At 70.0% G+C, this 25,302-nt stretch carries 24 protein-coding genes; 9 read left to right on the top strand and 15 right to left on the bottom strand.

Annotated elements, in window-relative coordinates:
* Positions 1-44 precede the first annotated feature (44 nt).
* Together PK606_RS03535 and PK606_RS03530 are read right to left on the bottom strand one after the other, a co-directional pair.
* Positions 45-1,208 (bottom strand): acyl-CoA dehydrogenase family protein, encoded by a 1,164-nt coding sequence (locus PK606_RS03535; RefSeq protein WP_324560774.1) that lies wholly within the window; start codon positions 1,206-1,208, stop codon positions 45-47.
* A 60-nt stretch (positions 1,209-1,268) separates the two neighbouring features.
* The gene (locus PK606_RS03530; RefSeq protein ID WP_324560772.1) at positions 1,269-2,156 is read right to left on the bottom strand and encodes an HTD2 family dehydratase; all 888 of its coding nucleotides are present in this window, start codon (positions 2,154-2,156) and stop codon (positions 1,269-1,271) included.
* A gap of 146 nt (positions 2,157-2,302) precedes the next feature.
* Here PK606_RS03530 and PK606_RS03525 point away from each other — a divergent pair, with 146 nt between their 5' ends.
* The 4 genes from PK606_RS03525 to PK606_RS03510 all read left to right on the top strand — a co-directional run bounded on the left by PK606_RS03525 (position 2,303) and on the right by PK606_RS03510 (position 7,417).
* Positions 2,303-3,298: a LysR substrate-binding domain-containing protein gene (locus tag PK606_RS03525; RefSeq protein WP_324560867.1), complete on the top strand. Its 996-nt coding sequence runs from the start codon at positions 2,303-2,305 to the stop codon at positions 3,296-3,298.
* A gap of 43 nt (positions 3,299-3,341) precedes the next feature.
* On the top strand, positions 3,342-4,802 hold the full coding sequence (locus tag PK606_RS03520; RefSeq protein ID WP_324560770.1) for a phospholipase D-like domain-containing protein: 1,461 nt from the start codon (positions 3,342-3,344) through the stop codon (positions 4,800-4,802).
* Positions 4,803-4,920: 118 nt separating this feature from the next.
* Positions 4,921-5,784, top strand: a complete 864-nt coding sequence (locus tag PK606_RS03515) for a phosphatase PAP2 family protein (RefSeq protein WP_324560768.1) — start codon at positions 4,921-4,923, stop codon at positions 5,782-5,784.
* A 31-nt stretch (positions 5,785-5,815) separates the two neighbouring features.
* Positions 5,816-7,417 carry an ArnT family glycosyltransferase gene (locus PK606_RS03510; RefSeq protein ID WP_324560766.1) on the top strand — a complete coding sequence of 534 codons (1,602 nt, stop codon included), beginning with the start codon at positions 5,816-5,818 and terminating at the stop codon, positions 7,415-7,417.
* A 90-nt stretch (positions 7,418-7,507) separates the two neighbouring features.
* Here the strand turns inward: PK606_RS03510 and PK606_RS03505 are convergent, their stop codons facing one another.
* The gene (locus tag PK606_RS03505; protein WP_324560764.1) at positions 7,508-8,236 is read right to left on the bottom strand and encodes an ABC transporter ATP-binding protein; all 729 of its coding nucleotides are present in this window, start codon (positions 8,234-8,236) and stop codon (positions 7,508-7,510) included.
* A 56-nt stretch (positions 8,237-8,292) separates the two neighbouring features.
* On the opposite strand from PK606_RS03505, the gene PK606_RS03500 reads away from it, so the two are divergent.
* The 3 genes from PK606_RS03500 (at position 8,293) to glyA (ending at position 11,455) form a co-directional block, all read left to right on the top strand.
* Entirely contained in the window at positions 8,293-8,889 is a 597-nt protein-coding gene (locus tag PK606_RS03500) for an arylesterase (RefSeq protein WP_324560866.1), read from the top strand.
* Complete coding sequence (gene mnmH, locus PK606_RS03495; protein ID WP_324560762.1) at positions 8,886-9,965, top strand: tRNA 2-selenouridine(34) synthase MnmH; 1,080 nt, start codon at positions 8,886-8,888, stop codon at positions 9,963-9,965. The genes PK606_RS03500 and mnmH overlap by 4 nt, the downstream gene beginning before the upstream one ends.
* A 170-nt stretch (positions 9,966-10,135) precedes the next feature.
* Positions 10,136-11,455: a serine hydroxymethyltransferase gene (gene glyA, locus PK606_RS03490; RefSeq protein ID WP_324560760.1), complete on the top strand. Its 1,320-nt coding sequence runs from the start codon at positions 10,136-10,138 to the stop codon at positions 11,453-11,455.
* Between the two features lie 30 nt (positions 11,456-11,485).
* Here glyA and PK606_RS03485 read toward each other — a convergent pair whose 3' ends face one another.
* From PK606_RS03485 to PK606_RS03470, 4 genes are all read right to left on the bottom strand, one after another.
* On the bottom strand, positions 11,486-11,695 hold the full coding sequence (locus PK606_RS03485; protein ID WP_324560756.1) for a hypothetical protein: 210 nt from the start codon (positions 11,693-11,695) through the stop codon (positions 11,486-11,488).
* Complete coding sequence (locus PK606_RS03480) at positions 11,695-12,489, bottom strand: DUF2189 domain-containing protein (protein WP_324560864.1); 795 nt, start codon at positions 12,487-12,489, stop codon at positions 11,695-11,697. The genes PK606_RS03485 and PK606_RS03480 overlap by 1 nt, the downstream gene beginning before the upstream one ends.
* A gap of 191 nt (positions 12,490-12,680) precedes the next feature.
* The gene (locus PK606_RS03475; protein ID WP_324560753.1) at positions 12,681-13,715 is read right to left on the bottom strand and encodes a metal-dependent hydrolase; all 1,035 of its coding nucleotides are present in this window, start codon (positions 13,713-13,715) and stop codon (positions 12,681-12,683) included.
* A gap of 70 nt (positions 13,716-13,785) precedes the next feature.
* Positions 13,786-15,000 carry a PLP-dependent transferase gene (locus PK606_RS03470; protein ID WP_324560750.1) on the bottom strand — a complete coding sequence of 405 codons (1,215 nt, stop codon included), beginning with the start codon at positions 14,998-15,000 and terminating at the stop codon, positions 13,786-13,788.
* A gap of 154 nt (positions 15,001-15,154) precedes the next feature.
* On the opposite strand from PK606_RS03470, the gene PK606_RS03465 reads away from it, so the two are divergent.
* Together PK606_RS03465 and PK606_RS03460 are read left to right on the top strand one after the other, a co-directional pair.
* Complete coding sequence (locus tag PK606_RS03465) at positions 15,155-16,531, top strand: NfeD family protein (RefSeq protein ID WP_324560747.1); 1,377 nt, start codon at positions 15,155-15,157, stop codon at positions 16,529-16,531.
* Complete coding sequence (locus PK606_RS03460) at positions 16,528-17,310, top strand: slipin family protein (protein ID WP_324560744.1); 783 nt, start codon at positions 16,528-16,530, stop codon at positions 17,308-17,310. Before PK606_RS03465 ends, PK606_RS03460 begins: the two co-directional genes overlap by 4 nt.
* A 24-nt stretch (positions 17,311-17,334) precedes the next feature.
* Here PK606_RS03460 and PK606_RS03455 read toward each other — a convergent pair whose 3' ends face one another.
* From PK606_RS03455 to hflX, 8 genes are all read right to left on the bottom strand, one after another.
* Complete coding sequence (locus tag PK606_RS03455; protein WP_324560741.1) at positions 17,335-17,985, bottom strand: glutathione S-transferase family protein; 651 nt, start codon at positions 17,983-17,985, stop codon at positions 17,335-17,337.
* 162 nt (positions 17,986-18,147) lie between these two features.
* A complete protein-coding gene (locus PK606_RS03450) occupies positions 18,148-18,672 on the bottom strand; it encodes a phosphoribosyltransferase (protein ID WP_324560738.1) in 525 nt (174 codons plus the stop codon).
* 82 nt (positions 18,673-18,754) lie between these two features.
* Positions 18,755-20,128: an adenylosuccinate synthase gene (locus PK606_RS03445; protein WP_324560735.1), complete on the bottom strand. Its 1,374-nt coding sequence runs from the start codon at positions 20,126-20,128 to the stop codon at positions 18,755-18,757.
* Between the two features lie 135 nt (positions 20,129-20,263).
* Positions 20,264-21,427: an ATP phosphoribosyltransferase regulatory subunit gene (locus tag PK606_RS03440; protein ID WP_324560733.1), complete on the bottom strand. Its 1,164-nt coding sequence runs from the start codon at positions 21,425-21,427 to the stop codon at positions 20,264-20,266.
* A 176-nt stretch (positions 21,428-21,603) separates the two neighbouring features.
* A complete protein-coding gene (locus PK606_RS03435; RefSeq protein ID WP_324560730.1) occupies positions 21,604-21,792 on the bottom strand; it encodes a DUF2065 domain-containing protein in 189 nt (62 codons plus the stop codon).
* 20 nt (positions 21,793-21,812) lie between these two features.
* Positions 21,813-22,700 carry a protease modulator HflC gene (gene hflC / locus PK606_RS03430; RefSeq protein ID WP_324560727.1) on the bottom strand — a complete coding sequence of 296 codons (888 nt, stop codon included), beginning with the start codon at positions 22,698-22,700 and terminating at the stop codon, positions 21,813-21,815.
* 20 nt (positions 22,701-22,720) lie between these two features.
* A complete protein-coding gene (gene hflK / locus PK606_RS03425) occupies positions 22,721-24,085 on the bottom strand; it encodes an FtsH protease activity modulator HflK (protein ID WP_324560724.1) in 1,365 nt (454 codons plus the stop codon).
* A complete protein-coding gene (gene hflX / locus PK606_RS03420) occupies positions 24,082-25,290 on the bottom strand; it encodes a GTPase HflX (RefSeq protein ID WP_502920780.1) in 1,209 nt (402 codons plus the stop codon). The genes hflK and hflX overlap by 4 nt, the downstream gene beginning before the upstream one ends.
* Between the last annotated feature and the right edge of the window lie 12 nt (positions 25,291-25,302).

Below are 25,302 nucleotides of genomic sequence, written 5' to 3'. Positions count from 1 at the left end.
CCAGTAGCGTGAGGGAGTCGAGAACCCACGCACGCCGGGCCCCTTCAGAACGACCGCGGCAGGCCCAGTAGGTGCTCGGCCACATAGCTGAAGATCATGTTGGTCGAAATCGGCGCCACCTGATACAGCCGCGTCTCCCGAAACTTGCGCTCGATGTCGTACTCGCACGCAAACCCGAATCCACCGTGGGTCTGCAGGCACACGTTGGCCGCTTCCCACGAGGCTTTCGCGGCCAGGTGCTTGGCCATGTTGGCCTCGGCACCCGCGTTCTGGTGCGCGTCGATCTTCTCGCAGGCCTTCCAGCGCATCAGGTTGGCCGCCTCGACCTCGATGAAGGCCTCGGCGATCGGGAACTGCACGCCCTGGTTCTGGCCGATCGGGCGGCCGAAAACAACGCGTTCGTTAGCGTACTTGCTGGCGCGGTCGATGAACCAGTAGCCGTCACCGATGCATTCGGCGGCGATCAGGGTGCGCTCGGCGTTGAGGCCGTCGAGCAGGGTCTTGAAGCCCTTGCCCTCGGGGCCGAGCAGGTTCTCCTCCGGGATCTCGAGGTTGTCGAAGAACAGCTCGTTGGTCTCGTGGTTGACCATGTTCAGGATCGGCTGCACCGTCAGGCCGTTGCCGATGGCGCTCTTGAGGTCGACCAGGAAGCAGCTCAGGCCCTCGGACTTCTTCTTCACCTCGGCCAGCGGCGTGGTGCGGGCCAGCAGGATCATCATGTCGCTGTGCTGGATGCGGCTGATCCACACCTTCTGGCCGTTGACGACCCAGCGGCCGTCCTTCTTCACGGCCGTGGTCTTGAGCTTGGTGGTGTCGCTGCCGGTGGTGGGCTCGGTCACGCCCATCGACTGGATGCGCATCTCGCCGCTGGCGATCTTGGGCAGGTAGTTCTGCTTCTGCTCCTCGCTGCCGCTGCGCACGATGGCGTTCATCACGTACATCTGGCCGTGGCAGGCGCCGGAGTTGCCGCCCGAGCGGTTGATCTCCTCCATGATCACCGAGGCCTCGGCCATCGACAGGCCCGAGCCGCCGTACTCCTGCGGGATCAGTGCCGCCATCCAGCCGGCTTCGGTCAGCGCCTGCACGAACTCCTCGGGATAGCCACGCACCTCGTCGATCTTGCGGTGATATTCGTCGGGGAACTGGGCGCACAGCGCGCGCACGGCGTCACGGATATCCTGGTAGTTGTCGGAAGCGGCAGTGGACATGGATTGGCTTTCTCTCTGGAGGTTGACGGGGGACTTGCAGCGCCTTGCAGACGCCGGATTTCAGGCCAGTTCGGCCGAACCCTGCATGGTCAGCCAGCCTTCATGGTCGTGCGCCCACAGCTTGACGCTCTTGCCGTCCGCTGATGGCACGCCATTGACGAAGAACGGATGCAGGTCGAAGGTGGGCCGCACGGCGCGAAACTCGAAGCGCTTGATGAAGCCGTCCGGCACGCGGCGCCGCACCAGGTCGGTGAGCAGCGTGGCAATCAGCGGGCCGTGCACGATGAGGCCCGGATAGCCCTCGACCTGGGTCACGTACTGGCGGTCGTAGTGGATGCGGTGGCCATTGAAGGTGAGCGCCGAATAGCGGAACAGCAGCACGTCATCCGGCGTGATCTGGCGGCGCCAGGGCGCGCTGGTAGCGGCGGGCGTCGGCTCGGGCGCCTTCTCACCCGGCTGGGCGGCCGCGCGATAGACGATATCCTGCTCCTCGGTCAGGCACCGGCCCTGGGCGTTGTGCACCTCATGGCGCACCAGCACGAAGATCATCTCGCCCGAGCGGCCGCTCTTGTGCTTGACCGATTCGATGCTCGAGATCTTGTGCGCCGCATCGCCCACCTTGAGCGGGTTGCCCGGCTCGCAGTTCAGGCGGCCGCCGGCCCACATGCGGCGCGGCAGCGGCACCGGCGGCAGGAAGCCGCCGCGCTTCGGGTGCCCGTCGGGCCCGATCTGGCTTTGCGGCGCCTGCGGCAGGAAATACAGCCAGTGGCCCAGCGGCGGCACGACGGTGCCTCGCTGCGGTGCGGGATCGTCGCGATCCAGCGTGGCCGACAGGCCGCGCAGCGGGGCGGCGGCAATGTCGTCGTGCAGTGCTTCGCAGCGTCCGATCCATTGCTGCAGGTGAGCGATGGCATCGGTATCGAGTGTTTGTTGTGTGCTTGTCTCCATGTCCCGATGTTCACCCGCATTCGACAAATGCACAATCGGCTATTTCGATAACAAGGTTTCGGATAATCCGAAGGCTTGTGGCTGGTTCGGCATCCACCACGATACCCAGGCGCTCCTGCTCCACGCGAGGCTTGCCCATGTCCGCCATGCATTTCGACCTCACCGATCTGCGCCTGTTCGTGCGCGCCGCCGAGGAAGGCGCGCTGACCCGCGCTGCCGCCCGCCAGCACCTGTCGCTGGCGGCGGCCAGCGCGCGCGTGAAGGCGCTGGAGCAGCAGGCCGGCCTGGCCCTGTTCCAGCGCGAGGCGCGCGGCGTCAGCCTGACGCCGGCCGGCGAGGCCTTCCTGCACCATGCGCGCGGCATGCTGCGCCAGACCGAGCAGTTGCGCACCGAACTGCGGGAATACGGCGGCGGCCTGCGCGGCCACCTGCGCATGTTCGCCAACACCACGGCGGTGATGGACTTCCTGCCCGAACTGCTGCCGGCCTTCCTGGCCGCCAACCCGCGCATCAACATCGAACTGCAGGAAAAGCCCAACGCCGACATCGCGCGCGGCGTGCGCGAGGGCCAGGCCGATGTCGGCATCATCGCCGGCGAGGTCGACACCGCGGGGCTGCGCGCCATCCATTTCTCGACCGACCGCCTGGTGCTGGTGGCCGCGCGCCGGCACCCGCTGGCGCGGCGCAAGTCGATCGCCTTCGCCGATACCTTGTCGCACGACTACATCGGCATGCATGCGGGCAGCACGCTGCAGGCCTACCTGACGCGGATCACCGAGGGGCTTGGGCATCCGCTCAAGCTGCGCATCCAGCTGTCCAGCTTCGACGCCATGTGCCGCATGATCGGCGGCGGCGTGGGCATCGGCGTGGTGCCCGAAAGCGCCGCCCGGCGCAACCTCGACAGCATGGGACTGGCGCTGATCGAGCTGACCGACGCCTGGCGCTGGCGCGAACGCCACGCGCTGGTGCGCGCCGGCGAGCACCTGCCCGCCTACACCGAGGCCTTGCTGGCCGCGTTGCGTGCGCACTTCGGCGCCACGGACGCCAGTCCGGCAGACGGTACCGGGCAGATCGAGCCATCGCGCGCGGACACAGGCGCCCGTGCCCTGCGCCGCGCAGACCGCAAGCCGCCGCAGGCATGAGCCGCCAGCACGTCACCGCCGCGCATTCCGTATCCGCCGCCCGATGATCCGCCTGCCTGCCCTGACGCCGCTCGAGCACCTGGCCTTCGTCGCCGCCGGGCTGCTCACCTACGTGGTGGTCACGCGCATGCGGCGCCAGCGCCGCCACCCCTACGCGGCGCTCTCGTGGGTGATCGGCATCGCCGCCTTTCCCTACCTGGGCCTGCCGCTGTTCCTGGTGTTCGGCACCCGCAAGTCGGTGCGTCCGCGCACCCAGCGCCAGCCCGCGCCGGCCGGACCGTGGGCGGCACTGGCGCCCCTGTGGGCCACGCGCCTGCTGGCGGCGCTGGGCGTGGCCGGCGCCCGGCCGCAGGCGGCGGTGCGCTTCCAGGCCGAGGGCGAGGCCGCGCTGGCCGAACTGCAGACACTGATCGGCTCGGCGCGCCGCACGCTCGACATGTGCACCTACGTGCTGGCCGACGACGAGGTCGGCGCCACCGTCGCCACCGCCCTGGCCGCACGCGCGCGTGCCGGCGTGCGGGTGCGGCTGCTGATCGACAGCATCGGCAGCCTGAAGAGCGCGCGCAGCCACGACGCGCTGCTCAGATCGGCCGGCGTGCGCACGCGCCTGTTCGTGCCGGCGCTCGGCCTGCCGGGGCGCGGGCGCGTCAACCTGCGCAACCACCGCAAGCTGATGATCGTCGACGGCGCACACGTCTGGAGCGGCGGCCGCAACATCGCCAACGAGTACTTCATCGGCCGCACCGGCGAAGCGGCCTGGCTGGACCTGAGCTTCGTCGCCGAAGGCGCGCTGGCGGCGCAGGCGCAGGCGCTGTTCGATGGCGACTGGCGCCTGGCGCGCGGCGCCCGCAAGGCGCTGCGCCTGGGCTATGCCGAGCGCTTCGCGCGCCAGGACGCGGAAGACGAGGACACGCCGCTGCCGCCGCCACCGACCGACGGCCCGCCCGAGGCCGAGCTGCCGACCGAACTGGCGCTGGCGCAGTGGGTGCCGAGCGGGCCGGATTTCCACGAGGACACATTGCACGCGCTGCTGCTGTCGGCGGCCTTCCACGCCGAGCAACGCCTGCTGCTGGCGACGCCCTATTTCGTGCCTGACGAGGGCCTGCTGGAATCGCTGGTGCTAGCCGCCAAGCGCGGCCTGCAGATCACCCTGCTGCTGCCGGCGCACTCCAACCACCGGCTGGCCGACTGGGCGCGCGGCCGCGCGCTGCGCACGCTGGTCGAGGCCGGTGCCGACGTGCGCCTGCTGCCGACCATGCTGCACGCCAAGGCGGTGGTGGTCGACGACGTGCTGGCACTGTGCGGCTCGGCCAACCTCGACAGCCGCAGCCTGTTCATCAATTACGAAGCCATGGCCGCCTTCTACGGCCGCACCGAGATCGACTGGCTGGCCGGCTGGATCGTCAGCACCGCCGCCGCGGGCGAGCCGGCCTCAGCCAGGCCGCCGAGCTGGCTGCGCGACATCGGCGAGGGCATCGTGGCGACGCTGGCATTCCAGTTGTAAATCCGCGCCAACGGCCTGACGTCACAGAATCTTAAGAATACTTTCATGATGGCCATGCACAGTGCCGGGGTGAACGCCGCACGCGCATATCGACGCACGGTGCTTGCCAAACCCTTACATGCCCCTCACCTCCCGCGCCGACGCGCCGCCCGAACTGTGGCGCTGGGCCATGCTCGCCCTGCTCGCCGCCGGCGCTGGGTTGCTGCTGTCGACCCAGCCGGCCAACCAGGCGCTGTTCAAGACGCTCAACCATGGTCTGGCCGCCAGTTCGGCATCGTTCTGGGCCGGGCTGACGGTATTGGGTTTCGGCTGGCCGATCAGCATGCTGGTGCTGGCGGCGGACCGGCGATCCGGCATCGGCCCCGCCCTGCTGGCGCCCTGCATCCTGCTGAGCACGCTGTTCACCCGCATCCCGCGCGAGTTCTGGCATTCGGCCCGCCCGATGGCCGCACTGCCGCACGAGCAGGTGATGGTGATCGGCAAGCCGGTGATCCACGCCGGCTCGATGCCCTCCGGTCACACCCTGGCCGCCGTGGCGGGTGCCTGCCTGCTGTGGTTCATCTGGTCGCATGTGCGGCGCTCGGAGCAGCACGCCGTGCTCACCCTGCCGCTGCTGCCGCTGACACTGGGCTTCGGCCTCGCCATCGGCCTGTCGCGCGTGGCGGTCGGCGCGCACTGGCCCGCCGACGTGCTGGTCGGCAGCGGCCTGGGCATGCTGGCGGCGACGCTGGCAGCCGCCCTGGAGCGCCGGGCTTCCTGGGCCGCCTGGTTTGCCCGGCCGGTGCAGCAGCGCGGCGTGGCGCTGTTCGAGCTCGGCTGCGCGCTCATCTGGACCTTCACCAACACCGGCTATCCCGAGGGCGGCTGGGCCAAGTGGCTGGTCGTCACTGTGGCCGCGATCAGCGGCGCCCTGCGCTGGCGCGCCGCACGGGCGCCGCTTGCGCAGCCGGCGACGCGACAGGAACTGGCGCCCGGTCGATGAGTCGCCTACCCCCGCCAGACGCGGGCACCGAATGAGCACCGCCGCGGTCCCCGGACCACCTGACCGTTCAGCCCCGGCATCGAGCAGCGGCTGGCGCTGGGCCGGGTACGCCCTGGCGCTGGCGCTGCCCCTGCTGCTGGGGCTTGACGCACCGCTGTACGACGTCGACGAGGGCGCGTTCAGCGAGGCCACGCGCGAAATGCTGGCCAGCGGCGACTTCGGCCACACCACGCTCAACGGCGCACCGCGCTTCGACAAGCCGATCCTGGTCTACTGGTTGCAGGCTGCCAGCATGGCACTGTTCGGCCCGAGCGAGTGGGCGGTGCGGCTGCCCTCGGCGCTGTGCGCCTGGCTCTCGGCACTGGCGCTGGTGGCCTTCGTGGTGCCGCGCATGGGACGCGACAAGGCGCTGCTGGCAGGCGCCATCATGGTCACCGCGCTCGGCCCCTGGGCGCTGGCGCGCGCGGCCACCGCCGACGCACTGCTCAACCTGCTGCTGATGCTGAGTGCGCTCGACCTGTGGCGCCACCTGGAGCACGGCGCGCGCGCACCGCTGCGCCGCTCGGCCCTGTGGATCGGGCTCGGGCTGCTGACCAAGGGCCCGGTGGCGCTGCTGATCCCGGCCGCCGCGCTCGGCCTTTGGACCACCTCGCGGCGCGACTGGCGCGCGCTGGGCCGCGCGCTGTCGGACCCCTGGGCCTGGCTGATCATGCTGACGGTGGCGCTGCCGTGGTACGCCTACGCCTGGCAGCGCCACGGCATGGCCTTCATCGAAGGTTTCATCCTCAAGCACAACGTCGGCCGCTTTTCCGGCCCGATGGAGGGCCACGGTGGCAGCCTGGGCTACTACCTGCTGGTGACTCCGCTGATGTGGCTGCCCTGGTCACCGCTGTGGCTGGGGGTGCTAGTGCGCCTGCGCAGCCTGTGGCGCGAGCCCTACACGCGCTACCTGCTGGTCTGGGCCGGTTTCGTGCTGGCGTTCTTCAGCCTGTCTGGCACCAAGCTGCCGCACTACAGCCTGTATGCGGGGCCGGCGCTGGCCCTGCTGACGGTGCAGGTATGGGACCAGGCCGGTCGCACCCTGCGCGCCGTGCTGTGGACCGGGCTGGTCACCCTGCTGCTGACGCTGGCGCTGCTGCCGTGGCTGCTCGGTTCCGGCTGGATCGACGTCCGCAACCCGCTGTACGCCGCCCTGCTGCAGGGCGCACCACCGCCCTGGGGGCCATTGCTCGCCTACGCCGTGGCGGCGGTTGCCCTGCTGGGGCTGCTGGCGACACGTCGATGGAGTTTCCTGCCGCGCTTCGCGCTCGCCGCCTGGGCACTGACGCTGGCCACGGCAGGCTTCGGCGCGCCCTGGTGGGGCGAGGCGCTGCAGGGCCCGATCAAGCGCGGCGCCGAGTTCGCCCGCGGCTGGATGGCGACGCAGCCCGGTGCGCCGGTGCAGGCCGTGCAATGGCAGACGCACTGGCCCAGCACCGGCTTCTACCTGCGGCAAGCCGTGCCGCAGGGCGTGCCCGCGCCGGGTGAACTGGCCTTCACCCGAACCGACCGGCTGCAGCGTTTGGACGAGCCGATGAAGCTGGAGTCGCTGTGGCAGGAGCGCGGCGTCAGCGTGGTGCGGCGCGTCGAGTGAATCGACAAGCAGCGCCACACCGTCTGTCAGCGCCCATCTGATCGGAGCGGCGAGTTGGCGCGGCCAGCACCCGCCTCGCGACATGCCGCCTCAGTCGGTTTCCCGGCTGCTGTCGTCGGCGATGCGTCCGGCTTCCACCGTCAGCTGCCGCGCGCACCGCGCGGCGATGGCGCGGTCGTGCGTGACCAGCACCAGCGTCGTGCCCTGCTCGCGGTTGAGCTCGAACATCAGCTCCATGATCTTCTCGCCGGTGGCGAAATCCAGGCTGCCGGTCGGCTCGTCAGCCAGCAACACGGCCGGCTGCACGACGAAAGCGCGCGCCAGCGCCACGCGCTGCTGCTCGCCGCCCGACAGCACCTTGGGGTAATGGTTCAGCCGCTCCGACAGCCCGACGCGCGCCAGCATCGCCGTGGCGGCGGCGCGCGCGTCACGGCGGCCGGCCAGTTCCAGCGGCAGCATCACGTTCTCCAGCGCGCTCAGGTTGCCCATCAGCTGGAAGCTCTGGAACACGAAGCCGAGCTTGCACGCACGGATGGCGGCGCGCTCGTCCTCCGAAACCGCGAACAGGTCGGCCCCATCGAGACGCACGGTGCCGCGCGTCGGGGTATCGAGGCCGGCAATGATCGACAGCAGCGTGCTCTTGCCGGAACCCGACGCGCCGACGATGGCCACGGTTTCGCGCGGCGCCAGGCTGAAGTGGATATCGCGCAGAATATCCAGTGTGCCGGTGGAGTCGGTGATCGACTTGAATACATGCTCCACCGCGACGATGGGGGAGCGAGGGGCGTCGGGCGCGTGGCCGGGCGTGGGTTCCGTCATGAAGAGGTTTTCGTTTGAAGCGCCGCAACTTTATCCGCTCCGCTGTCGCCGCCGGCATCGCCGGGTCATCGGCATCGATCGCGTGGGCCGCTGAGCCGAAGACGATCCTGGTCGTCGGCGATTCGCTCAGCGCCGAATACGGCATCGCGCGCGGCAGCGGCTGGGTCGCGCTGCTGGAGCAGAAGCTGGCGGCCGAGCAGATCGCCGCCCGGGTCGTCAACGCCAGCATCTCGGGCGACACCAGCTCGGGCGGCCGCTCGCGCCTGGCAGCGCTGCTGAAGAACCACCAGCCGGCGGTGGTGGTGATCGAGCTCGGCAGCAACGACGCGCTGCGCGGCCTCTCGCTCGACATGACCGAGGCCAACCTGACCGCCATGACGCAGGCGGCGCAGAAGGCGGGCGCCAGGGTGCTGCTGACCGGCATGCACATGCCGCCGAACTACGGCGCCGACTACGGCAAGCGCTTCCACGCGCTGTATGCCAAGGTGGCCAAGGCCGAAGGCGCCGCGCTGGTGCCGTTCTTCCTCCAGGGCGTGGCCGACCGGCCCGATGCGCTCAAGCTGTTCCAGCCCGACCGCATCCACCCCACCGCCGAGGCGCATCCGATCATCCTGGGCAATGTGTGGCCCGAGCTGCGGAAGCTGCTGCGGTGAGCGTCCAGGGCATCACCGCCGCCGACGCGCTGCAGCGGCTGCACGGGTTCGATGCCGTCATCGACGCCCGCAGCGAAAGCGAATACGCGCTCGACCATCTGCCCGGCGCCGTCAACTGGCCCAGCCTGGACGACGACGAGCGTGCGCGCGTCGGCACGCTGTACCAGCAGGCGAGCCCGTTCGAGGCGCGCAAGCTCGGCGCCGCGCTGGTGGCACGCAACATCGCCGCCCACATCGAGCGCGCGGTGATGGACCAGCCCAGGAGCTGGCAGCCACTGCTGTACTGCTGGCGCGGCGGCCAGCGCAGCGGCGCGCTGGCGCTGGTGCTGGGGCAGATCGGCTTTCGCGTGACGCTGGTCGAGGGCGGCTACAAGGCGTTCCGGGCCGCCCTGCGCGCCGACCTGCCGCGGCAGGTGGCGCGGCTGCATTACCGCGTGGTGTGCGGGCCTACCGGCTCGGGCAAGACGCGGCTGCTGCACGCGCTCGCCGCCGCCGGAGCGCAGGTGCTGGACCTGGAGGCGCTGGCCAGCCACCGCGCCTCGGTGCTGGGCCTGATCCCCGGCCAGCCGCAGCCGTCGCAAAAGCGCTTCGAGACGCTGGTGTGGCAGGCACTGCGCGACTTCGACGCGGCCCGGCCGGTGTACGTCGAGGCCGAGAGCAAGAAGGTCGGCAACCGCACCCTGCCCGATGCGCTGGTCGAGGCCATGCGCGCCAGCCCCTGCCTGCGCATCGAACTGTCCGATGACGAGCGCGTGGCGCTGCTGCTGGAGGACTACCCCTTCTTCGTCAGCGACCCCGAGTTCTTCTGCCAGCGGCTCGACACCTTGGTGGCACTGCGCGGCCACGCCGTCATCGACGATTGGAAGGCCAAGGTGGCGGCCGGCCAGACCGAAACCGTGGTGCGCGAACTGCTGGCGCGCCACTACGATCCCGGCTATGCGGCCTCGACCCGGCGCAACTTCAGCCGCTTCGACCAGGCGCTGCCGGTGCCGTTGGCCGACCGCTCGCAGCCGGCGCTGGCGCGGGCCGCCGTCGCCATTCTCCAGTCCGAATCCGAGGCCGCCGCCGCGGCCTGAGAAGGTATGAACGAACCCGTCATGGCCGCTCGTACCGCCAAAACTGCGCCACTCGTCGTTGCAAATGCTCGCCGTAGCACGAGCTACGTCTGCGCTTTGCGCCTCGATGGGCACCATTTTGACGATCCGCTCGACCACGCCCGATCCATTCACATCTTCTGAGCCACACCATGCCGCAACTCGCCGTCCGCCCCTGGGTTCCAGCGCCGTCCGAGTCCACGGTGCAGGCGCTGGCACAGTGCACCGAGGCGCAATCGGCCACCGAGCTGATCACGCAGCTCGATGCGCTGATCGCCGACAACCACCGCATCCACGACGAACGCGGCATCAACCTGAATCCGGCCAGCAACGTGATGAACCCGCGGGCCGAGGCGCTGCTGTCGTGCGGCCTGGGCACACGTGCCTCGCTTGGCTACCCGGGCGACAAGTACGAGGTCGGGCTGGAGGCGATCGAGCAGATCGAGGTGATGGCGGCCGAGCTGGCGGCCGAGGTGTTCGGCGCCCGCTACGCCGAGGTGCGCGTGGCCTCCGGCGCGCTGGCCAACCTGTACGTGTTCATGGCCTGCTGCCGCGCCGGCGACCGCATCATCGCGCCGCCGCCCGACATCGGCGGCCACGTCACCCACCACCGCGCCGGCGCCGCCGGCTGGTTCGGCCTCGACACCATCGCGGCGCCGATCGATGCCGAGCGCTACAGCATCGACGTCGACGCGCTGCGCAGGCTGGCGCACGAGGCCAGGCCGCGGCTGATCACCGCCGGCGGCAGCCTGAACCTGTTCGAGCACCCGGTGGCCGACCTGCGCGCCATCGCCGACGAGGTCGGCGCCTGGTTGATGTTCGACGCCGCGCACCTGTCGGGCATGTTCGCCGGCCGCGCCTGGAAGAATCCGCTCGATGAAGGCGCGCACGTGATGACCATGAGCACCTACAAGAGCCTGGGCGGACCGGCGGGCGGCCTGATCGTCACCAACGAGGCGCAGCTGGCTGAACGGCTGGATGCCATCGCCTACCCCGGCCTCACCGCCAACTTCGACGCCGGCCGCGTGGCGGCGCTGGCGCGCAGCCTGATCGACTGGCGCGTGCATGGGCAGGACTACGCACGCGCGATGCAGGACACGGCGCGCGCGCTGGCCCAGGCGCTGCACGCGCTCGGCCTGCCGGTGCACGCGATCGGGCGCGGCGCCACCGATTCGCACCAGCTGGCGCTGCGGGCCGCACGCTGGAGCGGCGGGCAGCGTGCGGCCCGCCACATGGCCCGTTCGGGTTTGCTGGCCTGCGGCATCGGCCTGCCGATCGATCCGGTAGCAGGCGACGTCAACGGCCTGCGCCTGGGCGTGCCGGAGATCGTGCGGCTCGGCATGGGGCCGTCGGACATGCCCGCGCTGGCACGGCTGATCGAGCGGGCGCTGCAGGCCGATGCGCCGCCTTCAGTCGCCGACGAGGTGGCTGCCTTTCGCAGCCGGTTCAGCGGGGTGCACTACGTGAGATGAGCGGCAACCGCGGTTGCGCGCGGTGCCGCTTCAGTCGCCGCCGCCATCTCCGCCGCCATCACCACCATCACCACCGTTGCCGTTCGCGTCCGCGCCAGCCTCCCCGGCTGCGCCCGCTTCATCTTTCTCTTCCAGCCAGTCCACGCCGTTGCTGCCTTCGCCGGCACGCTGATCGGTCCGGCGGTCCTGCCACCAGCGCAGCAGCCGCTGCCACAGGCCCGATTCGGAGTCGCCGGGCATCACGCGGGCGCGGGAGCCGGCGTCGGCGCCGGTGGTGGCCCGGCGCTGGGCACGGGCGCAGCCGGCCCCTGCCAGCGCACCGCGCCGCGGTAGGCGTGCCAGCTGGCATGGCCCAGCAGCGGCCCGATGAGGAGAAAACCGAGACCCCAGCTGAGCACCGCCAGCGCGATCAACAGCGTGATCAGCAAGCCCCACCACAGCATCACCAGCGGGTTAGCGAACATCACGCGGATGCTGGTAATGGCGGCGCTGATGGCATCGGTGTCCCGGTCCAGGATCATCGGGATCGACACCACCGCAGTCGAATAGACCAGCAGCGCGAAGATGCCGCCCACCATCAGGTAGACCAATACGAACTCGAGGTTCTCGGGATTGAAGATGGCCTGCAGCACACCGGTGGTCGACGGCATGCCGGTGTTGAAGAACACCGCGAACACCACCAGCGAGGCGCGGCCCCACAGCAGTTCCAGCACGATCAGCACCAGCACCAGCATGCCCATGCTGCGGATGTGCTTGTCCCAGCAGGTCAGCGAACTGCTCAAGGTCGGCTGGATGCCCTGTTCGCGCCGGCGGCTGACCTCGTACAGGCCCAGCGCCAGGAACGGCCCCACCAGCAGGCAGCCGGAGGCGATCGACATCACGTACTCGGGCCGATTGCGGAACACCAGCGCCAGCAGCGCCGCCATCAGCCAGAAGCAGACGCCGTAGAACAGGCCGATGCCGGGCGCGGCGCTGAAGTCGCGCCAGCCCTTGGCCAGCCAGCGCAGCGGATCAATCAGCCCGAGCGGCTGCATCACCGCCTGCGGCACCGTGGACGGCGGCGGCACGTAGGGCTGGTAGCTGCTGCCGCTCGGCGGTTGCGGCGCCGGCGGGATCGGTGCAGGGGGAGGTTCCGGGGCACTGTTCGGCATAACGGCGATCGGTTGCAAGGGCGGTGGCGGCGCAGCATAGCGGCAGCCGGTCCGGATGGCAACCGGCGGACACCCTAGCCGGCCGGCTCGTTCCAGATGCGCCGCCAGGTGCGGCGCCAGACGTCACCGACGCCGGCGCGCGAAAACAGCGCTGCGCCCTTACCCACGGGCGCCCGCTCCGGCGGCATGGCCTCCCAGCGTGCGCCCTGTCGGCGAGCCACCGCGAAATTGAAGCTGTAGGCCGGCTCCAGACCCATGCGCAGGTCGCTCAGGACCAGCACGTCCCTGCGCTGCTGCGCGCGCATGCTGCCGCCGTTGAACCAGTTGAGCCGTTGCACGGCCGCGATGCCACTGGCTGCCTGCAAGGCCGCCGTGTCGGACGAATGGGCAGCAAAGCGCATCGGCCCGCGGTCGGCCACCAGCGACCGGTCGCCGATCAGGTAGCCGTCCGGCGTCATCACCACCACGCGGTACAGCAGGGTGTTGAACGGCGTGGCAATCGAGAAGCGCGGCGCATGCTGCAGGCCGAGCGGCGCCAGCGCCGCCGCGGCCGCGCGCTCGACCGCCGACTTGGCCAGCACCGACCAGCCCAGGTAGGCGGTCGACAGCAGCAGCCCGGCCAGCAGCGCCCGGCGCGCCAGCAGCCGCTCGCGCCCGATCCAGGCAACGACGCAGGCCAGCAGCAGCCACAGCGTGTAGAGCGGATCGATGATGAACACGGTCGACCACCAGATGGGAGGCAGCGGCAGCGGCCACAGCAGCTGCGTGCCGTAGGCGGTGAAGGCGTCCAGCAGCGGGTGCGTGATCAGCACCGCCATGATGGCCCACAGCCAGGCGTGCGGTGCCTCGGCCACCCGGCCACCGCGCCGGCGGAACAGCCGCCAGATGAACCACCCGACCCAGGGCAGCACCAGCAGCGAGTGCGAGGCACCACGGTGCAGCGTCATGAGCTGCACCGGATCGTCGGTGAACAGCGCGATGACGAAACCATCCAGATCCGGCAGGGTGCCGAGCGCGCCGCCAGCCAGCAGCGCGGCACGGCGGTGCCGGGGCGGCGCGATGGCGGCGGCGACCGCGCCGCCCAGCACGATTTGCGACAGGGAGTCCATCAGAACCCGCGCATCCACCCAGCGTTCGGCATCGACGTCAAGACATCAAGAACCACGTATCAGACGGGACTTAGGCAGGCACCGCAACCGCCAGCGCCTGCGCCAGGTCGGCCCGCAGGTCTTCGACCGCTTCCAGCCCCATGGAAAAGCGCACCAGCGTGCCACGCTGCAGGTGCGCCGGCCAGCCGGGCCGCATGGCCGCCAGGTCGTAGGGCACCACCAGGCTGACCGGTCCACCCCAGCTGTAGCCGAGCTTGAACAGCTTGAGCGCGTCGCAGAAGGCATCGACCTGCGCGATGCCGTAGCGCGCATCGACCAGCACGCTGAAGATGCCCGCCGCCGCACCCGTGCCGCGTGCATCGGCGGCGCCGCAAAGCTGTCGCCAGTGCGCGTGGCCCGGCGCCTCGGGCAGCGCCGGGTGCAGCACCTGCGCGAACTGCGGCTGCCCGGCGCACCAGCGCGCCAGCTCGCGCGCCGCCCGGTCCTGCGCGTGGTAGCGCAAGGCGATGCTGGGCAGCGCGCGCAGCACGGCCTCGGCATCATTGGCGCCGACGCCGAAGCCCAGCCGCATGTGGGTCAGCTTGAGCTTGAGGTGCAGCGCTTCGTCGCGCGTGGTGACGGCGCCCATCAGCACGTCGCCGCCGCCGCTGGGGTACTTGGTCAGCGCATGCGCCGACACATCGACACCCAGGCCCGCCCCGTCCAGGTCGAAGGCATTGAATGCCAGGCCGGCGCCCCAGGTGTTGTCGAGCGCGCTGGTCACGCCGCGCGCCTTGCAGATGCGCACCTGCTCGCGCAGGTCGGGAAACTCCATCGTCACCGAGCCGGCGGCCTCCAGCCACACCAGCTTCGTGCGCTCGTTGATGCGCGCACCCAGGTCGGCCGGATTCATGGCGTCGTAGAACTGGTGCGTGATGCCCCAGGCCGCCAGCTCGCCCTCGGCCAGGGCCTTGTTGGGACCGTAGGCATTGTCCGGAATCAGCACCTCGTCGCCCGTCTTCAGCAGCGCCAGCGCCACGTTGGCGATCGCCGCCAGGCCGCTGGGCACCAGCACGCATTGCAGCCCGCCTTCCAGCGCCGCAATGCGCTCCTCCAGCAGGAAGGTGGTCGGCGTGCCGTGCAGGCCGTAGGTGTAGCCGTTCTTGTGTTTCCAGTCGCGCTGGCGCATGGCCGCGACGCTGGGGAAGATGACGGTGGAAGCCTTGAACACGCCCGGCTGCGGGGCGGCAAAGCCGTCCGGCGGCTGGTAGTCGTGGTGGATGAGGGCGGTGCGGGAATCGGTCATGCGGCAATGGTATGCCAGCGCCCGTGGCTGCGCCGGGCCGGCTTGCTCGACCAGCGATCGCCGCCATCCAGCGCCGCGATCCTGGCAGCCACGACAACAACCCTGTCGGCGAAGCCTGATTGCGGGCTTCGCGCATTCGTGCTTTGATGGGCGCATGATGGCATGGCGATACGAATGGTTCCGCTGGATCATGCAGTTGCTGGTCACGTGCAGCCTGTGCGTGTTCGCGTCGCTGGCCTGGTCGGCGACGCCGAACGCCGTCGTGCTGCGCATCGACGGCGCCATCAGCCCGGCCAGCGCGGACTACGTGGTGCGCGGCATCGAGCAGGCCAACCAGCAGCAGGCCGAGGCGGTGGTGCTGGAGATCGACACGCCGGGCGGGCTGGCCGACTCGATGCGCGACGTCATCAAGGCGATCCTGGCCTCACGCGTGCCGGTCGTCGGCTACGTCTCGCCGCCGGGTGCGCGCGCCGCCAGCGCCGGCACCTACATCCTCTACGCCAGCCACGTCGCCGCCATGGCGCCGGCCACCAACATCGGCGCGGCGACGCCGATCTCGCTGATCGGCCGCGCCACCCGGCCGATGCCCGGCGCCAGCGGCGAGCAGGCCGCGCAGGCGCCCGCCGAAGACACGGCGATGCGCAAGGCCACCAACGATGCCGTGGCCTACATCCGCGCGCTCGCCGAGCAGCGCGGCCGCAACGCCGACTGGGCCGAGAAGGCGGTGCGCGAGGCGGTCAGCGTGTCCAGTGAGGAGGCGCTGAAGCTGAAGGTGATCGACCTCACCGCGCCCGACGTTTCCAGCCTGCTGGCCGCGGTGGACGGCCGCAGCGTGCAGACCGCCGCCGGCGCGCTCACGCTGCGCACCAGCGGCGCCGCCGTCGAGCGCATCGAGCCCGACTGGCGCAGCCAGTTCCTGGCCGTGATCGCCAACCCGTCGGTGGCCTACCTGCTGCTGCTGGTCGGCCTGGCCGGACTGGTGATCGAAGGCACGCACCCGGGCGTGGTGCTGCCCGGCGTGGTCGGCGCGATCTGCCTGCTGCTGGCGCTGTACGCGCTGCAGATGCTGCCAGTGCATTTCGCCGGCCTGGGGCTGATCCTGCTGGGCGTGATCCTGATCGCCTCCGAGCTGTTCCTGCCCACCTACGGGGTGCTCGGCATCGGCGGCGTGATCTCCTTCGTCATCGGCTCGGTGGTGCTGATGCGCAGCGACATGCCCGGCTATGGCCTGGCGCTGCCGACCGTGGTCGGCATGGCGATCGCGGCCTCTGGCGTGCTGGCCGGCATCGTCTGGATGGCGCTGCGCTCGCGCCGGCACCCGGTGGTCAGCGGGCGCGAACAGATGATCGGCGCGGTCGGCCGCGTCGTCGCCGATTTCGACCGCGAGGGCTTCGTCCACGTGCACGGCGAGCAATGGCAGGCCGTGACCGATACGCCGCTCACGCACGGCCAGCGCGTGGCCGTGACCGGCATGCAGGGGTTGGTGCTGCGCGTGCGCCCCGCAACCCCATCAGAGGAGACGCTGTCATGATCTTTCCCGCCGCCGCCGTCATCGTGGTGGTCGTCCTGGCCATCCTGCTGTCTTCGCTGAAGATCCTGCGCGAATACCAGCGCGGCGTGATCTTCCTGTTCGGTCACTTCCAGGCCGTCAAGGGCCCCGGCATCATCGTGCTGATCCCGGTCATGCAGCAGATGGTGCGCATCGACCTGCGCACCATCGTGATGGACGTGCCGCCGCAGGACGTGATCTCGCGCGACAACGTGCCGGTCAAGGTCAACGCGGTGATCCTGTTTCGCATCATCGATCCGGAGAAGGCGGTGATCCAGGTCGAGGATGCGCGCGAAGCCACCAGCCAGCTGGCGCAGACCACGCTGCGCTCGGTGCTGGGCCAGCACGAGCTCGACGAGATGCTGAGCGAGCGCGACAAGCTCAACCGCAGCATCCAGCTCATCCTCGACCAGCACACCGACGCCTGGGGCATCAAGGTGTCGACGGTCGAGATCAAGCAGGTCGACCTGGACGAAACCATGATCCGCGCCATCGCGCGCCAGGCCGAGGCCGAGCGCCAGCGCCGCGCCAAGATCATCAACGCCGAGGGCGAGCAGCAGGCCTCCGAGAAGCTGATGCAGGCGGCGCAGACGCTGATGCAGCAACCCGAATCGATCCAGCTGCGCTACCTGCAGACGCTGGTCGAGGTGGCCGGCGACCGCACCAGCACGATTGCGTTTCCGCTGCCGATGGACCTGCTGGAGCCGCTGCTGGCGCGTGCGCGCAAGCCGGCCGAAGGCACCAACGCCGGCGGCGACTGATACCGCACGGGGAAGCGGGCAGAATCAGCCGCGCACCCCACCCGGCTTGCAGCCGGGATGCAGGCTGGCACTGGCCGAGGGCCGGGCAGCCACGCGGTCGAACCAGGGCCCGAGCCTGGGCAGTGCGCGGTCGAACGGCTGGCCGACCGAACCGGCGAAGTCGAGCCACACGTACAGCCAGATATCGGCCAGCGTGAAGCGCTCGCCAGCCAGGAACGGCATGTCGCCCAGCATCGCGTCGAGCCAGGCGATGCGGTCCTGCGCCACCTGCTTAAGCCCCGCCGCCGCTTCCGGCGCAACCGGTATCCGGTCCTCGAAACGCGCCAGGCCCTCGGCGTAGTGATAGGCGTTGTGGATGTTCTCGGTGATGTTCAGCTCGGCCCGGCGCTGCCACTGGCGCGTCGCGGCACGCTCCCGTGGCGTGGCGCCGATCAGCACTGGCTCGGGGTGCAGCTCTTCCAGGTACTCCATGATCGCCACCGACTCGGCGATGCAGCTGCCGTCATCGAGCAGCAGCGCCGGGGTCTGCCCCGCCGGGTTGTGCGCCAGGTAGGGCGGCTCGCGGTTCTCACCGCTGAACACGTCGATCTGCCGCATCGGCCGCACCAAGCCCTTCTCGGCCAGGAACATGCGCACGCAGCGCGGGGCGGGACTGAGGGCATCGAGCAGCAGCATGGCAGAGTCCGTACAGGCACCGTACGACCGCATTGCCGGATCGAAGCGGTCGGACCGGGCGCCGACGAGCCATTGTCCCTGGAATGCGCAAACCCGCTGGCATCAGGGTCTGGTGCGCGCGGGCCGCCGATGGACCCGGCTGCCCAGGTTACCGACGCCGCTTTACACCTTCCACTTCGCCAGCAGCTTGTCCGGCGTGAGGTTGTCGTAGCCCTCGAAGGGCTGGTGGATCCAGGGGTTGGTGGGCAGGTCCTCGACCGAATAGTCGGCGCTGAAGCTGGAACTGCCCTTGGTCCAGATCACCGCGGTACGCAGTTCGGTGATCGGCTTGTAGTTGGTGCGCAGGCGCTCGACCACCGCCTGCAGGGTGATGCCGGTGTCGGCCAGGTCATCGACCAGCAGCACCTTGCCGGCGATCTGGCCTTGCGGCGTGGTGATGTAGTGCGCGATGTCGAGGTGCCCCTGCACGGTGTCGGCCTCGGCCCGGTAGGAACTGGTCGACATGATGGCCAGCGGCACGTTGAAGACGCGGCTCAGGATGTCGCCCGGCCGCATGCCGCCGCGCGCCAGGCACAGGATGGTGTCGAAGCGCCAGCCCGACAGGTGCACCTTGATCGCCAGCTTCTCGATCAGGTTGTGGTACTCGTCGTAGCTGACGTAAAGGTGCTTGCCGTCTTCGGTCAACATCGGGTGCGCTCCTGAGTGAATGGCTGGTCTGGCAGGTGGTTGATGGGCTGGCATCGCACGAAGCGAGGGCTGTGGCGCGGCGTCAGGGCAGGAACGGATGCCGCACCATGATGGTGTGGTCGCGGTCCGGGCTGGTCGAGATCACGTGGATCGGCACGCCGGTGACGTGCTCGATGCGCTGCAGGTACAGCCGCGCATTGATCGGCAGCTGCTCGTAGCGCGTGACGCCGACGGTGCTCTCGCTCCAGCCGGGCATGGTTTCGTAGATCGGCCTGCAGCGCGCGATGTCGTCGGCACCCAGCGGCAGGATGTCGATCTGCTCGCCGTCCAGCTCGTAGCCGGTGCACAACTGCAGTTCCTTCAGGCCGTCGAGCACGTCGAGCTTGGTGATGCACAGTCCCGACAGGCCATTGACCTGCGCGCTGCGCTTGAGCAGCGCGGCGTCGAACCAGCCGCAGCGGCGGCTGCGTCCGGTGGTGGTGCCCTTCTCCGCGCCGACGGTGCTCATGTGGTAGCCGGGCGTGCCGGGGGTCTGCCAGTCGAGCTCGGTCGGGAACGGCCCGCCACCGACGCGCGTGCAGTAGGCCTTGGTGATGCCCAGCACGTAGTGCAGCAGGCTCGGGCCCACACCGGCGCCCGCCGCCGCGTTGCCGGCCACGGTGTTGCTGGAGGTGACAAAGGGGTAGGTGCCGTGGTCGATGTCGAGCAGCGTGCCCTGCGCACCCTCGAACAGCAGGTTGGCACCGTGCTGGTGCGCCTCGTTGAGCTCGCGCGAGACGTCGGCCAGCATCGGCTTGATCGCCTCGGCCTGGCGCATCGCCTCGTCGTAGATCGGCTCGAACTGCAGCACGCCGTCCTTCAGGTAGGGTTGCAGCGCCTCGCTGAAGGCGATCTGGCCCGAGTTCAGGAAGCCAGTCAGCTCGTGGTTGTAGAGTGCCAGCAGGTCGCGCAGCTTGGCGGCGAAGCGCTCGGGATGCTTCAGGTCCTGCGCGCGCAGCGCGCGGCGGGCGATCTTGTCCTCGTAGGCCGGGCCGATGCCGCGCCCGGTGGTGCCGATCTTCTCGCTGCCGCCGCTCTCGCGCGCAGCCTCGCGCGCCACGTCCATGGCCGCGTGCAGCGGCAGGATCAGCGGGCAGCCTTCGCTGATGCGCAGGCGCTGGCGCACCTTGACGCCGGCCTTCTCCAGCCCCTCGATTTCCTCCAGCAGTTTGGCGCAGGACAGCACCACGCCGTTGCCGATGTAGCAGGTCACGCCGGCGCGCATGATGCCGCTCGGGATCAGGTGCAGCGCCGTGGTGACGCCGTCGATCACCAGCGTGTGGCCGGCGTTGTGGCCACCCTGGAAGCGCACCACGCCCTGCGCGCTCTCGGTCAGCCAGTCGACCAGCTTGCCCTTGCCTTCATCACCCCACTGGGTGCCGACGACGACGACGTTGCGTCCATTGGTGGGTTTCATCTCTTGCTCTGGGTTCCTGTTGATTCGTGTGTTGGATGAGAAACGGCTTCGCCGCTGCGCGGCATCCATGGCGAATGACGGATGGTCCTGCGCGCATCGGCGCTTCGTCATTCGTTATCTGTCATCGGCCATGCGTTATCCGATCGCCTGCACCACCCACTGCCCGCCGACTTCGATCAGTTCGCGGTCGCAATGGAATTCATCGATCTGCTCTTCCTGGCCCGGCAGCACGCAGACCACGGTTTCACCCAGGCGGCGCAGCGCCGCCACGGCGGCCAGCAGGCCGGGCGCGTCGCCCCAGGGCGCGCAGATGGCGGCGCGCAGCGGCCGGCTGGCGGCCACGCGCACCAGCTGCTTGACGTCGAGGCTGAAACCCACCGCCGGGCGCTCGCGGTCGAGCTTGTGTCCGAACACGGCGCCGACGCCGTCGTAGCGGCCGCCGCGCAGCAGCGCGTCGCCCGCGCCCTCGGCGTAGACGGCAAAGCGGGCGCCGGTGTAGTAGCCCCAGCCACGCGCATCCGCAAGGTCGAAGCTCACTGCGGCGCCGTCCAGCGAGGACGCCAGCCACCGCAGGTTGGCCAGCGCCGCCGGCACCCCCGCCACGCCGGCCAGCGCGGATTCGGCTTCGTCCAGCACCTCGGCGCCGCCGTACAGCCCGACCAGGGTGCGCAGGCCCGCGCGTGAGGTGCTCGGGAAATCGCGCGTCAGCCGCGCCAGCTCGCTGGCGTCCTTGGCCGCCAGCGCGGCGTGCACCTCGGTCAGCACCTGCGGATCGACCATCACGCCGGCCAGCAGCGCGCGCACGATGCGCGCGTCGGCCAGGTCCACCGACACCTCGCCGACCTCGGCGGCGCGCAGGCAGTCGAGCGCCAGCGTGAGGATTTCCAGGTCCGCCTCGCGCCCGGCGTGGCCGTAGATCTCGGCGCCGAACTGCAGCGGCTCGCGCGTGCCGTGCGGACGCTCGGGTCGCGTGTGCAGCACCGGGCCGCAATAGCACAGGCGCGTGACGGCCTGGCGACCCAGCAGGTGGGCATCGATGCGTGCCACCTGCGGCGTGGTATCGGCGCGCAGGCCGAGCGAGCGGCCGGACAGTTGGTCGACCAGCTTGAAAGTGCGCAGGCCGAGCGCCTCACCGGCGCCGGTGAGCAGCGATTCCAGGTGCTCGATCAGCGGCGGGATCACCAACTCGTAGCCGTAGCCACGTGCGGTGTCGAGCAGTTGGCGGCGCAGTTCCTCGATGTGCCGGGCTTCGGAAGGCAGGACGTCGGCGATGTGATCCGGCAGAAGCCAGGCGGACATGACGGGCAGCAGCTTTCGCGCAGGCTGTTAAAAACGTGATTATAGGGAGCACCCCCCTGAGCGCCTGATGGTGCTTGCCCCCTCCTGTGGGCGGAGCGACACAGCCAGTGGCCGGCGCGAGTGGAGGCCACGGCTGTCGCCGGTTCGGCCTGCTCCGCGGCCTTCAGTCCGGAAACTCAGGTCGCCAGCCAGATCAATGCCAACCCGCCGGCGAGTGCCAGCAAGCCGAAGAAACGGATCTGCCCGTCCTGCATCTGCAGCAGCTGGGTGAAGGCCTGGCGCCAGCCGCGCGGCGCCAGGAAGGGCAGCAGGCCCTCGATGATCAGCGCCAGGCCGAGCGCCGCCAGCAGCGTGTCGCCGTCCACGCGATCGGCTTTCCGTGCCGCTAGCGGCTGTCGGGCGCGCCGCGCAGGTTGCGGAAGAAGTCGGACGAGGCCGGATCGACCACCAGCACATCACCCTTCTGGCCGATGCTGGCCTTGTAGGCATCCAGGCTGCGGTAGAACTCGGCGAAGCGCGCATCCTTGCCGAAGGCCTCGCCGTAGATGCGGGTCGCCGTGGCATCGCCCTCGCCGCGCACCTTCTCGGCGTCGCGGTAGGCGTTGGCCACCGTCACCTCGCGCTGGCGGTCGGCGTCGGCGCGGATCTGCTCGCCCTCGGCGGCGCCGGTGGCGCGCAGCTCGTTGGCCACGCGCTCGCGCTCGGCCTGCATGCGTCGGTACACCGACTCGGTGATCGACTCGACGTAGTCGGCGCGCGTGATGCGCACGTCGACGATGTCGATGCCCCAGGGCTTCTCGCCCTTGACGACCTCGATCAGCTCGCGCTTGACGTCGGCCATCACGGCTTCGCGCCGGGTCGAGATCAGCTCGCGCACGGTGCGGCGGTTGACCTCTTCCTGGAAGGCGTTGCGCACCACGCGGTTGAGCTGCATGGCGCCAGCGCTTTCATCCAGGCCGACGTTGCGGATGTAGGCGCCCGGATCGGTGATGCGCCAGCGCACGAACCAGTCGATCACCACGCGCTGCTTCTCGGCCGTCAGCATCGGCTCGGTGTCCATGCTGTCGAGCGTCAGCAGGCGCTTGTCGATGTAGTTGACGTTCTGGAACGGCGGCGGCAGCTTGAAGTTGAGCCCCGGCTCGGTGATCACCTTCTGGATCTGGCCGAGCTGGTAGACGATGCCGAACTGGCGCTGGTCCACCACGAACATGGTGGAGGCCAGCAGCGCCAGCACGACGATGACGGTGGTGCCGATGAATCCGACTTTGTTCATGACGCGGCTTTCATCTCCTGTCAGCGGGTTTCGCGTTCGCGGCTGCGCGCGGCATCGCGCGCACGGGCGTCGACCGGCGCCGGGTTCTGGGCGGCCGGCGCCGGCGCCGGCGTGCTCTGGGCCGGTGCGGCGGCGGGTGCGCTGCCACCCGCGGCGGCCATGATCTTGTCGAGCGGCAGGTACATCAGATTGCCGCCCGAGCGGCTGTCGATGATGACCTTGTTCACGCCCTGGTAGATCTGCTGCATGGCATCCAGGTACATGCGGTCGCGCGTGACCTGCGGCGCCTTCTGGTACTCGGTCAGCACCGAGGTGAAGCGCTGCGCATCACCTTCGGCCTGCGCCACGATGCGGGCCTTGTAGCCTTCGGCTTCCTGCGTCAGGCGCGCGGCGGTACCGACCGCGCGCGGCACCACGTCATTGGCGTAGGCCTGGGCCTGGTTCTTCACGCGCTCGCGCTCCTGGCCGGCGCGCAGCACGTCGTCGAACGCCGCCTGCACCTGCTCGGGCGGACGCACGCCACCCTGCTGCATGTTGACCTGCACCACCTCGATGCCAACCTTGTAGCGATCCAGGATGGTCTGCATCAGCTCGCGTACACGCGGCGCGATCTGGTCGCGCTCCTCGGCCATGGCGGTGTCCATGCTCATCTGGCCGACCACCTCGCGCACCGCGCTCTCGGCGGCCTGCACCACGGCGTCGTCGGGGTTGCGGCTCTCGAACAGGTAGGCGCGCGCGTCGTTCAGGCGGTACTGCACCGCGAACTTGATCTCGACGATGTTCTCGTCCGAGGTCAGCATGCCCGATTCGCGCAGGCCGGTGGCCTGGATGATGGCGTCGCGGCCGACGTCGACCGAGCGGATCTGGGTCACGCGCACGGTCTCGTGCCGCTGGATCGGGAACGGCAGCCGCCAGTTGAAGCCGGCACCCACGGTGGAATGGTACTTGCCGAACTGGGTGATGACGGCCTGCTGGCCTTCCTGCACGATGAAGAAGCCCGAGCCCAGCCAGATCAGCACCGCGATGGCCGAGATCACGCCGGCACCGAGACCGGCGTTCTTCATGTCGGGCGGCTGGAAGCCTCCGCCGCCGCGGCCAGCGCCGATACCGCCGCGGCCGCCCCGGCCACCGAACAGGCCGCTCAGCTTGCGGTTGAAGTCGCGCCACAGCTCATCGAGGTCGGGCGGGCCCTGGTTCGGGCCACGGCCACGCGGGTCCTGCGGCGGCTGGCGCGGCGGCTCGGGCGGCGGCTGGTCGTCCGGGCGCTGGTCGTCCTGGCCGGACGCGTCTTCGCCACGGCCCCAGCGCGGATCGTTCAGGTTGAACATGCCCCGAAGGCGCGACGGCCCTCGGGCCGGACGCGGGGCGCTGAAACGGTCATTCATTCGTCAGTGTCTCGGCTGTGCAACCCATCATTGTGCCCAATCGACACCAGGCGCTGGTCTGGAACAGGGATCGCCGGCCCCGCCTGCGCGGCCGCCTCGACGCGCCGGGCCAGTTCGGCACGCAGCAGCGGCAGGCCTTCGCCGCTGCGCGCGCTGACGAACACATGGTCCAGGCGACGGCCCAGGTGCGTCATCTCGCCCTGCAGCGCGCGCGGGCGGCGCTCGGCGCTCAGGGCATCGAGCTTGTTGAACACCACCAGCTGCGGCACTTCGGCAGCACCGATCTCGTGCAGCACGCGCTGCACCTCGGCCATCTGCTCATGGAAGTTCGGGTTCGCCGCATCGACCACGTGCAGCAGCAGGTCGGCGTCGGCGGCTTCCTGCAGCGTGGCCTCGAAGGCCTCGACCAGGCCGTGCGGCAGGTCGCGGATGAAGCCGACCGTGTCAGACAGCGAGACCGAGCGCCCGGCCTCGCCCAGATACAGCTGGCGCGTGGTGGTGTCGAGGGTGGCGAACAGCTGGTCGGCGGCGTAGGCACGCGCCTTGACCAGCGCGTTGAACAGCGTCGACTTGCCGGCGTTGGTGTAACCGACCAGCGAGATGGCGAAGGTCTCGCGCCGCTCGCGCAGCCGCCGCTGGGTCTGGCGCTGGCGCTTGACCTTGACCAGGCGGTCCTTGGTGCGCTTGATGGCATCACCGATCATGCGGCGGTCGAGCTCGATCTGCGTCTCGCCCGGCCCGCCGCGGCCGCCGATGCCGCCCTGCTGGCGCTCCAGGTGGCTCCAGCGGCGCACCAGGCGCGTGCTGAGGTATTGCAGGCGCGCCAGCTCGACCTGCAGCTTGCCCTCGTGGCTGCGCGCGCGCTGCGCGAAGATCTCCAGGATCAGCAGGGTGCGGTCATTGACCGGCAGGCCGATGGCGCGCTCGAGGTTGCGCTGCTGCACCGGGCTCAACGCCTGGTCGAACAGCACTTCCTGCGCGCCTTCGCTTTCGGCCAGCAGGCGGATTTCCTCGGCCTTGCCGCTGCCGACGAACAGCGCCGCGTCGGGCGCCTTGCGACGGCAGGTCAGGCGCGCGACCGGGTGCAGGCCGGCGGTCTCGGCCAGCAGGCCGAGTTCCTCCAGCTCATCGTCGAAGTGCGGCACGCCGAAGTCCACGCCCACCAGCACGGCGGCGGGGTGTTCGGATGTCGTGTCGTTCAGCAATGCGGATACGGG

Source organism: Ottowia sp., from assembly GCF_035444425.1.
GTDB lineage: Bacteria > Pseudomonadota > Gammaproteobacteria > Burkholderiales > Burkholderiaceae_C > Ottowia.
This window is presented reverse-complemented; position numbering and strand designations above follow the sequence as displayed.

Excerpts from the sequence above, each read along its gene's own strand:
- glyA (WP_324560760.1), top strand. The coding sequence starts at position 10,136 with ATGCCGCAACTCGCCGTCCGCCCCTGGGTTCCAGCGCCGTCCGAGTCC.
- PK606_RS03520 (WP_324560770.1), top strand. The coding sequence starts at position 3,342 with ATGATCCGCCTGCCTGCCCTGACGCCGCTCGAGCACCTGGCCTTCGTC.
- PK606_RS03515 (WP_324560768.1), top strand. The coding sequence starts at position 4,921 with ATGCCCCTCACCTCCCGCGCCGACGCGCCGCCCGAACTGTGGCGCTGG.
- PK606_RS03525 (WP_324560867.1), top strand. The coding sequence starts at position 2,303 with ATGCATTTCGACCTCACCGATCTGCGCCTGTTCGTGCGCGCCGCCGAG.
- PK606_RS03455 (WP_324560741.1), bottom strand. The coding sequence starts at position 17,985 with ATGCTGCTGCTCGATGCCCTCAGTCCCGCCCCGCGCTGCGTGCGCATG.
- PK606_RS03510 (WP_324560766.1), top strand. The coding sequence starts at position 5,816 with ATGAGCACCGCCGCGGTCCCCGGACCACCTGACCGTTCAGCCCCGGCA.
- hflC (WP_324560727.1), bottom strand. The coding sequence starts at position 22,700 with ATGAACAAAGTCGGATTCATCGGCACCACCGTCATCGTCGTGCTGGCG.
- PK606_RS03535 (WP_324560774.1), bottom strand. The coding sequence starts at position 1,208 with ATGTCCACTGCCGCTTCCGACAACTACCAGGATATCCGTGACGCCGTG.
- PK606_RS03440 (WP_324560733.1), bottom strand. The coding sequence starts at position 21,427 with ATGTCCGCCTGGCTTCTGCCGGATCACATCGCCGACGTCCTGCCTTCC.
- PK606_RS03445 (WP_324560735.1), bottom strand. The coding sequence starts at position 20,128 with ATGAAACCCACCAATGGACGCAACGTCGTCGTCGTCGGCACCCAGTGG.
- hflK (WP_324560724.1), bottom strand. The coding sequence starts at position 24,085 with ATGAATGACCGTTTCAGCGCCCCGCGTCCGGCCCGAGGGCCGTCGCGC.
- PK606_RS03505 (WP_324560764.1), bottom strand. The coding sequence starts at position 8,236 with ATGACGGAACCCACGCCCGGCCACGCGCCCGACGCCCCTCGCTCCCCC.
- PK606_RS03460 (WP_324560744.1), top strand. The coding sequence starts at position 16,528 with ATGATCTTTCCCGCCGCCGCCGTCATCGTGGTGGTCGTCCTGGCCATC.
- PK606_RS03475 (WP_324560753.1), bottom strand. The coding sequence starts at position 13,715 with ATGGACTCCCTGTCGCAAATCGTGCTGGGCGGCGCGGTCGCCGCCGCC.
- PK606_RS03530 (WP_324560772.1), bottom strand. The coding sequence starts at position 2,156 with ATGGAGACAAGCACACAACAAACACTCGATACCGATGCCATCGCTCAC.
- PK606_RS03485 (WP_324560756.1), bottom strand. The coding sequence starts at position 11,695 with ATGCCCGGCGACTCCGAATCGGGCCTGTGGCAGCGGCTGCTGCGCTGG.
- PK606_RS03450 (WP_324560738.1), bottom strand. The coding sequence starts at position 18,672 with ATGTTGACCGAAGACGGCAAGCACCTTTACGTCAGCTACGACGAGTAC.
- PK606_RS03480 (WP_324560864.1), bottom strand. The coding sequence starts at position 12,489 with ATGCAGCCGCTCGGGCTGATTGATCCGCTGCGCTGGCTGGCCAAGGGC.
- PK606_RS03470 (WP_324560750.1), bottom strand. The coding sequence starts at position 15,000 with ATGACCGATTCCCGCACCGCCCTCATCCACCACGACTACCAGCCGCCG.
- PK606_RS03465 (WP_324560747.1), top strand. The coding sequence starts at position 15,155 with ATGATGGCATGGCGATACGAATGGTTCCGCTGGATCATGCAGTTGCTG.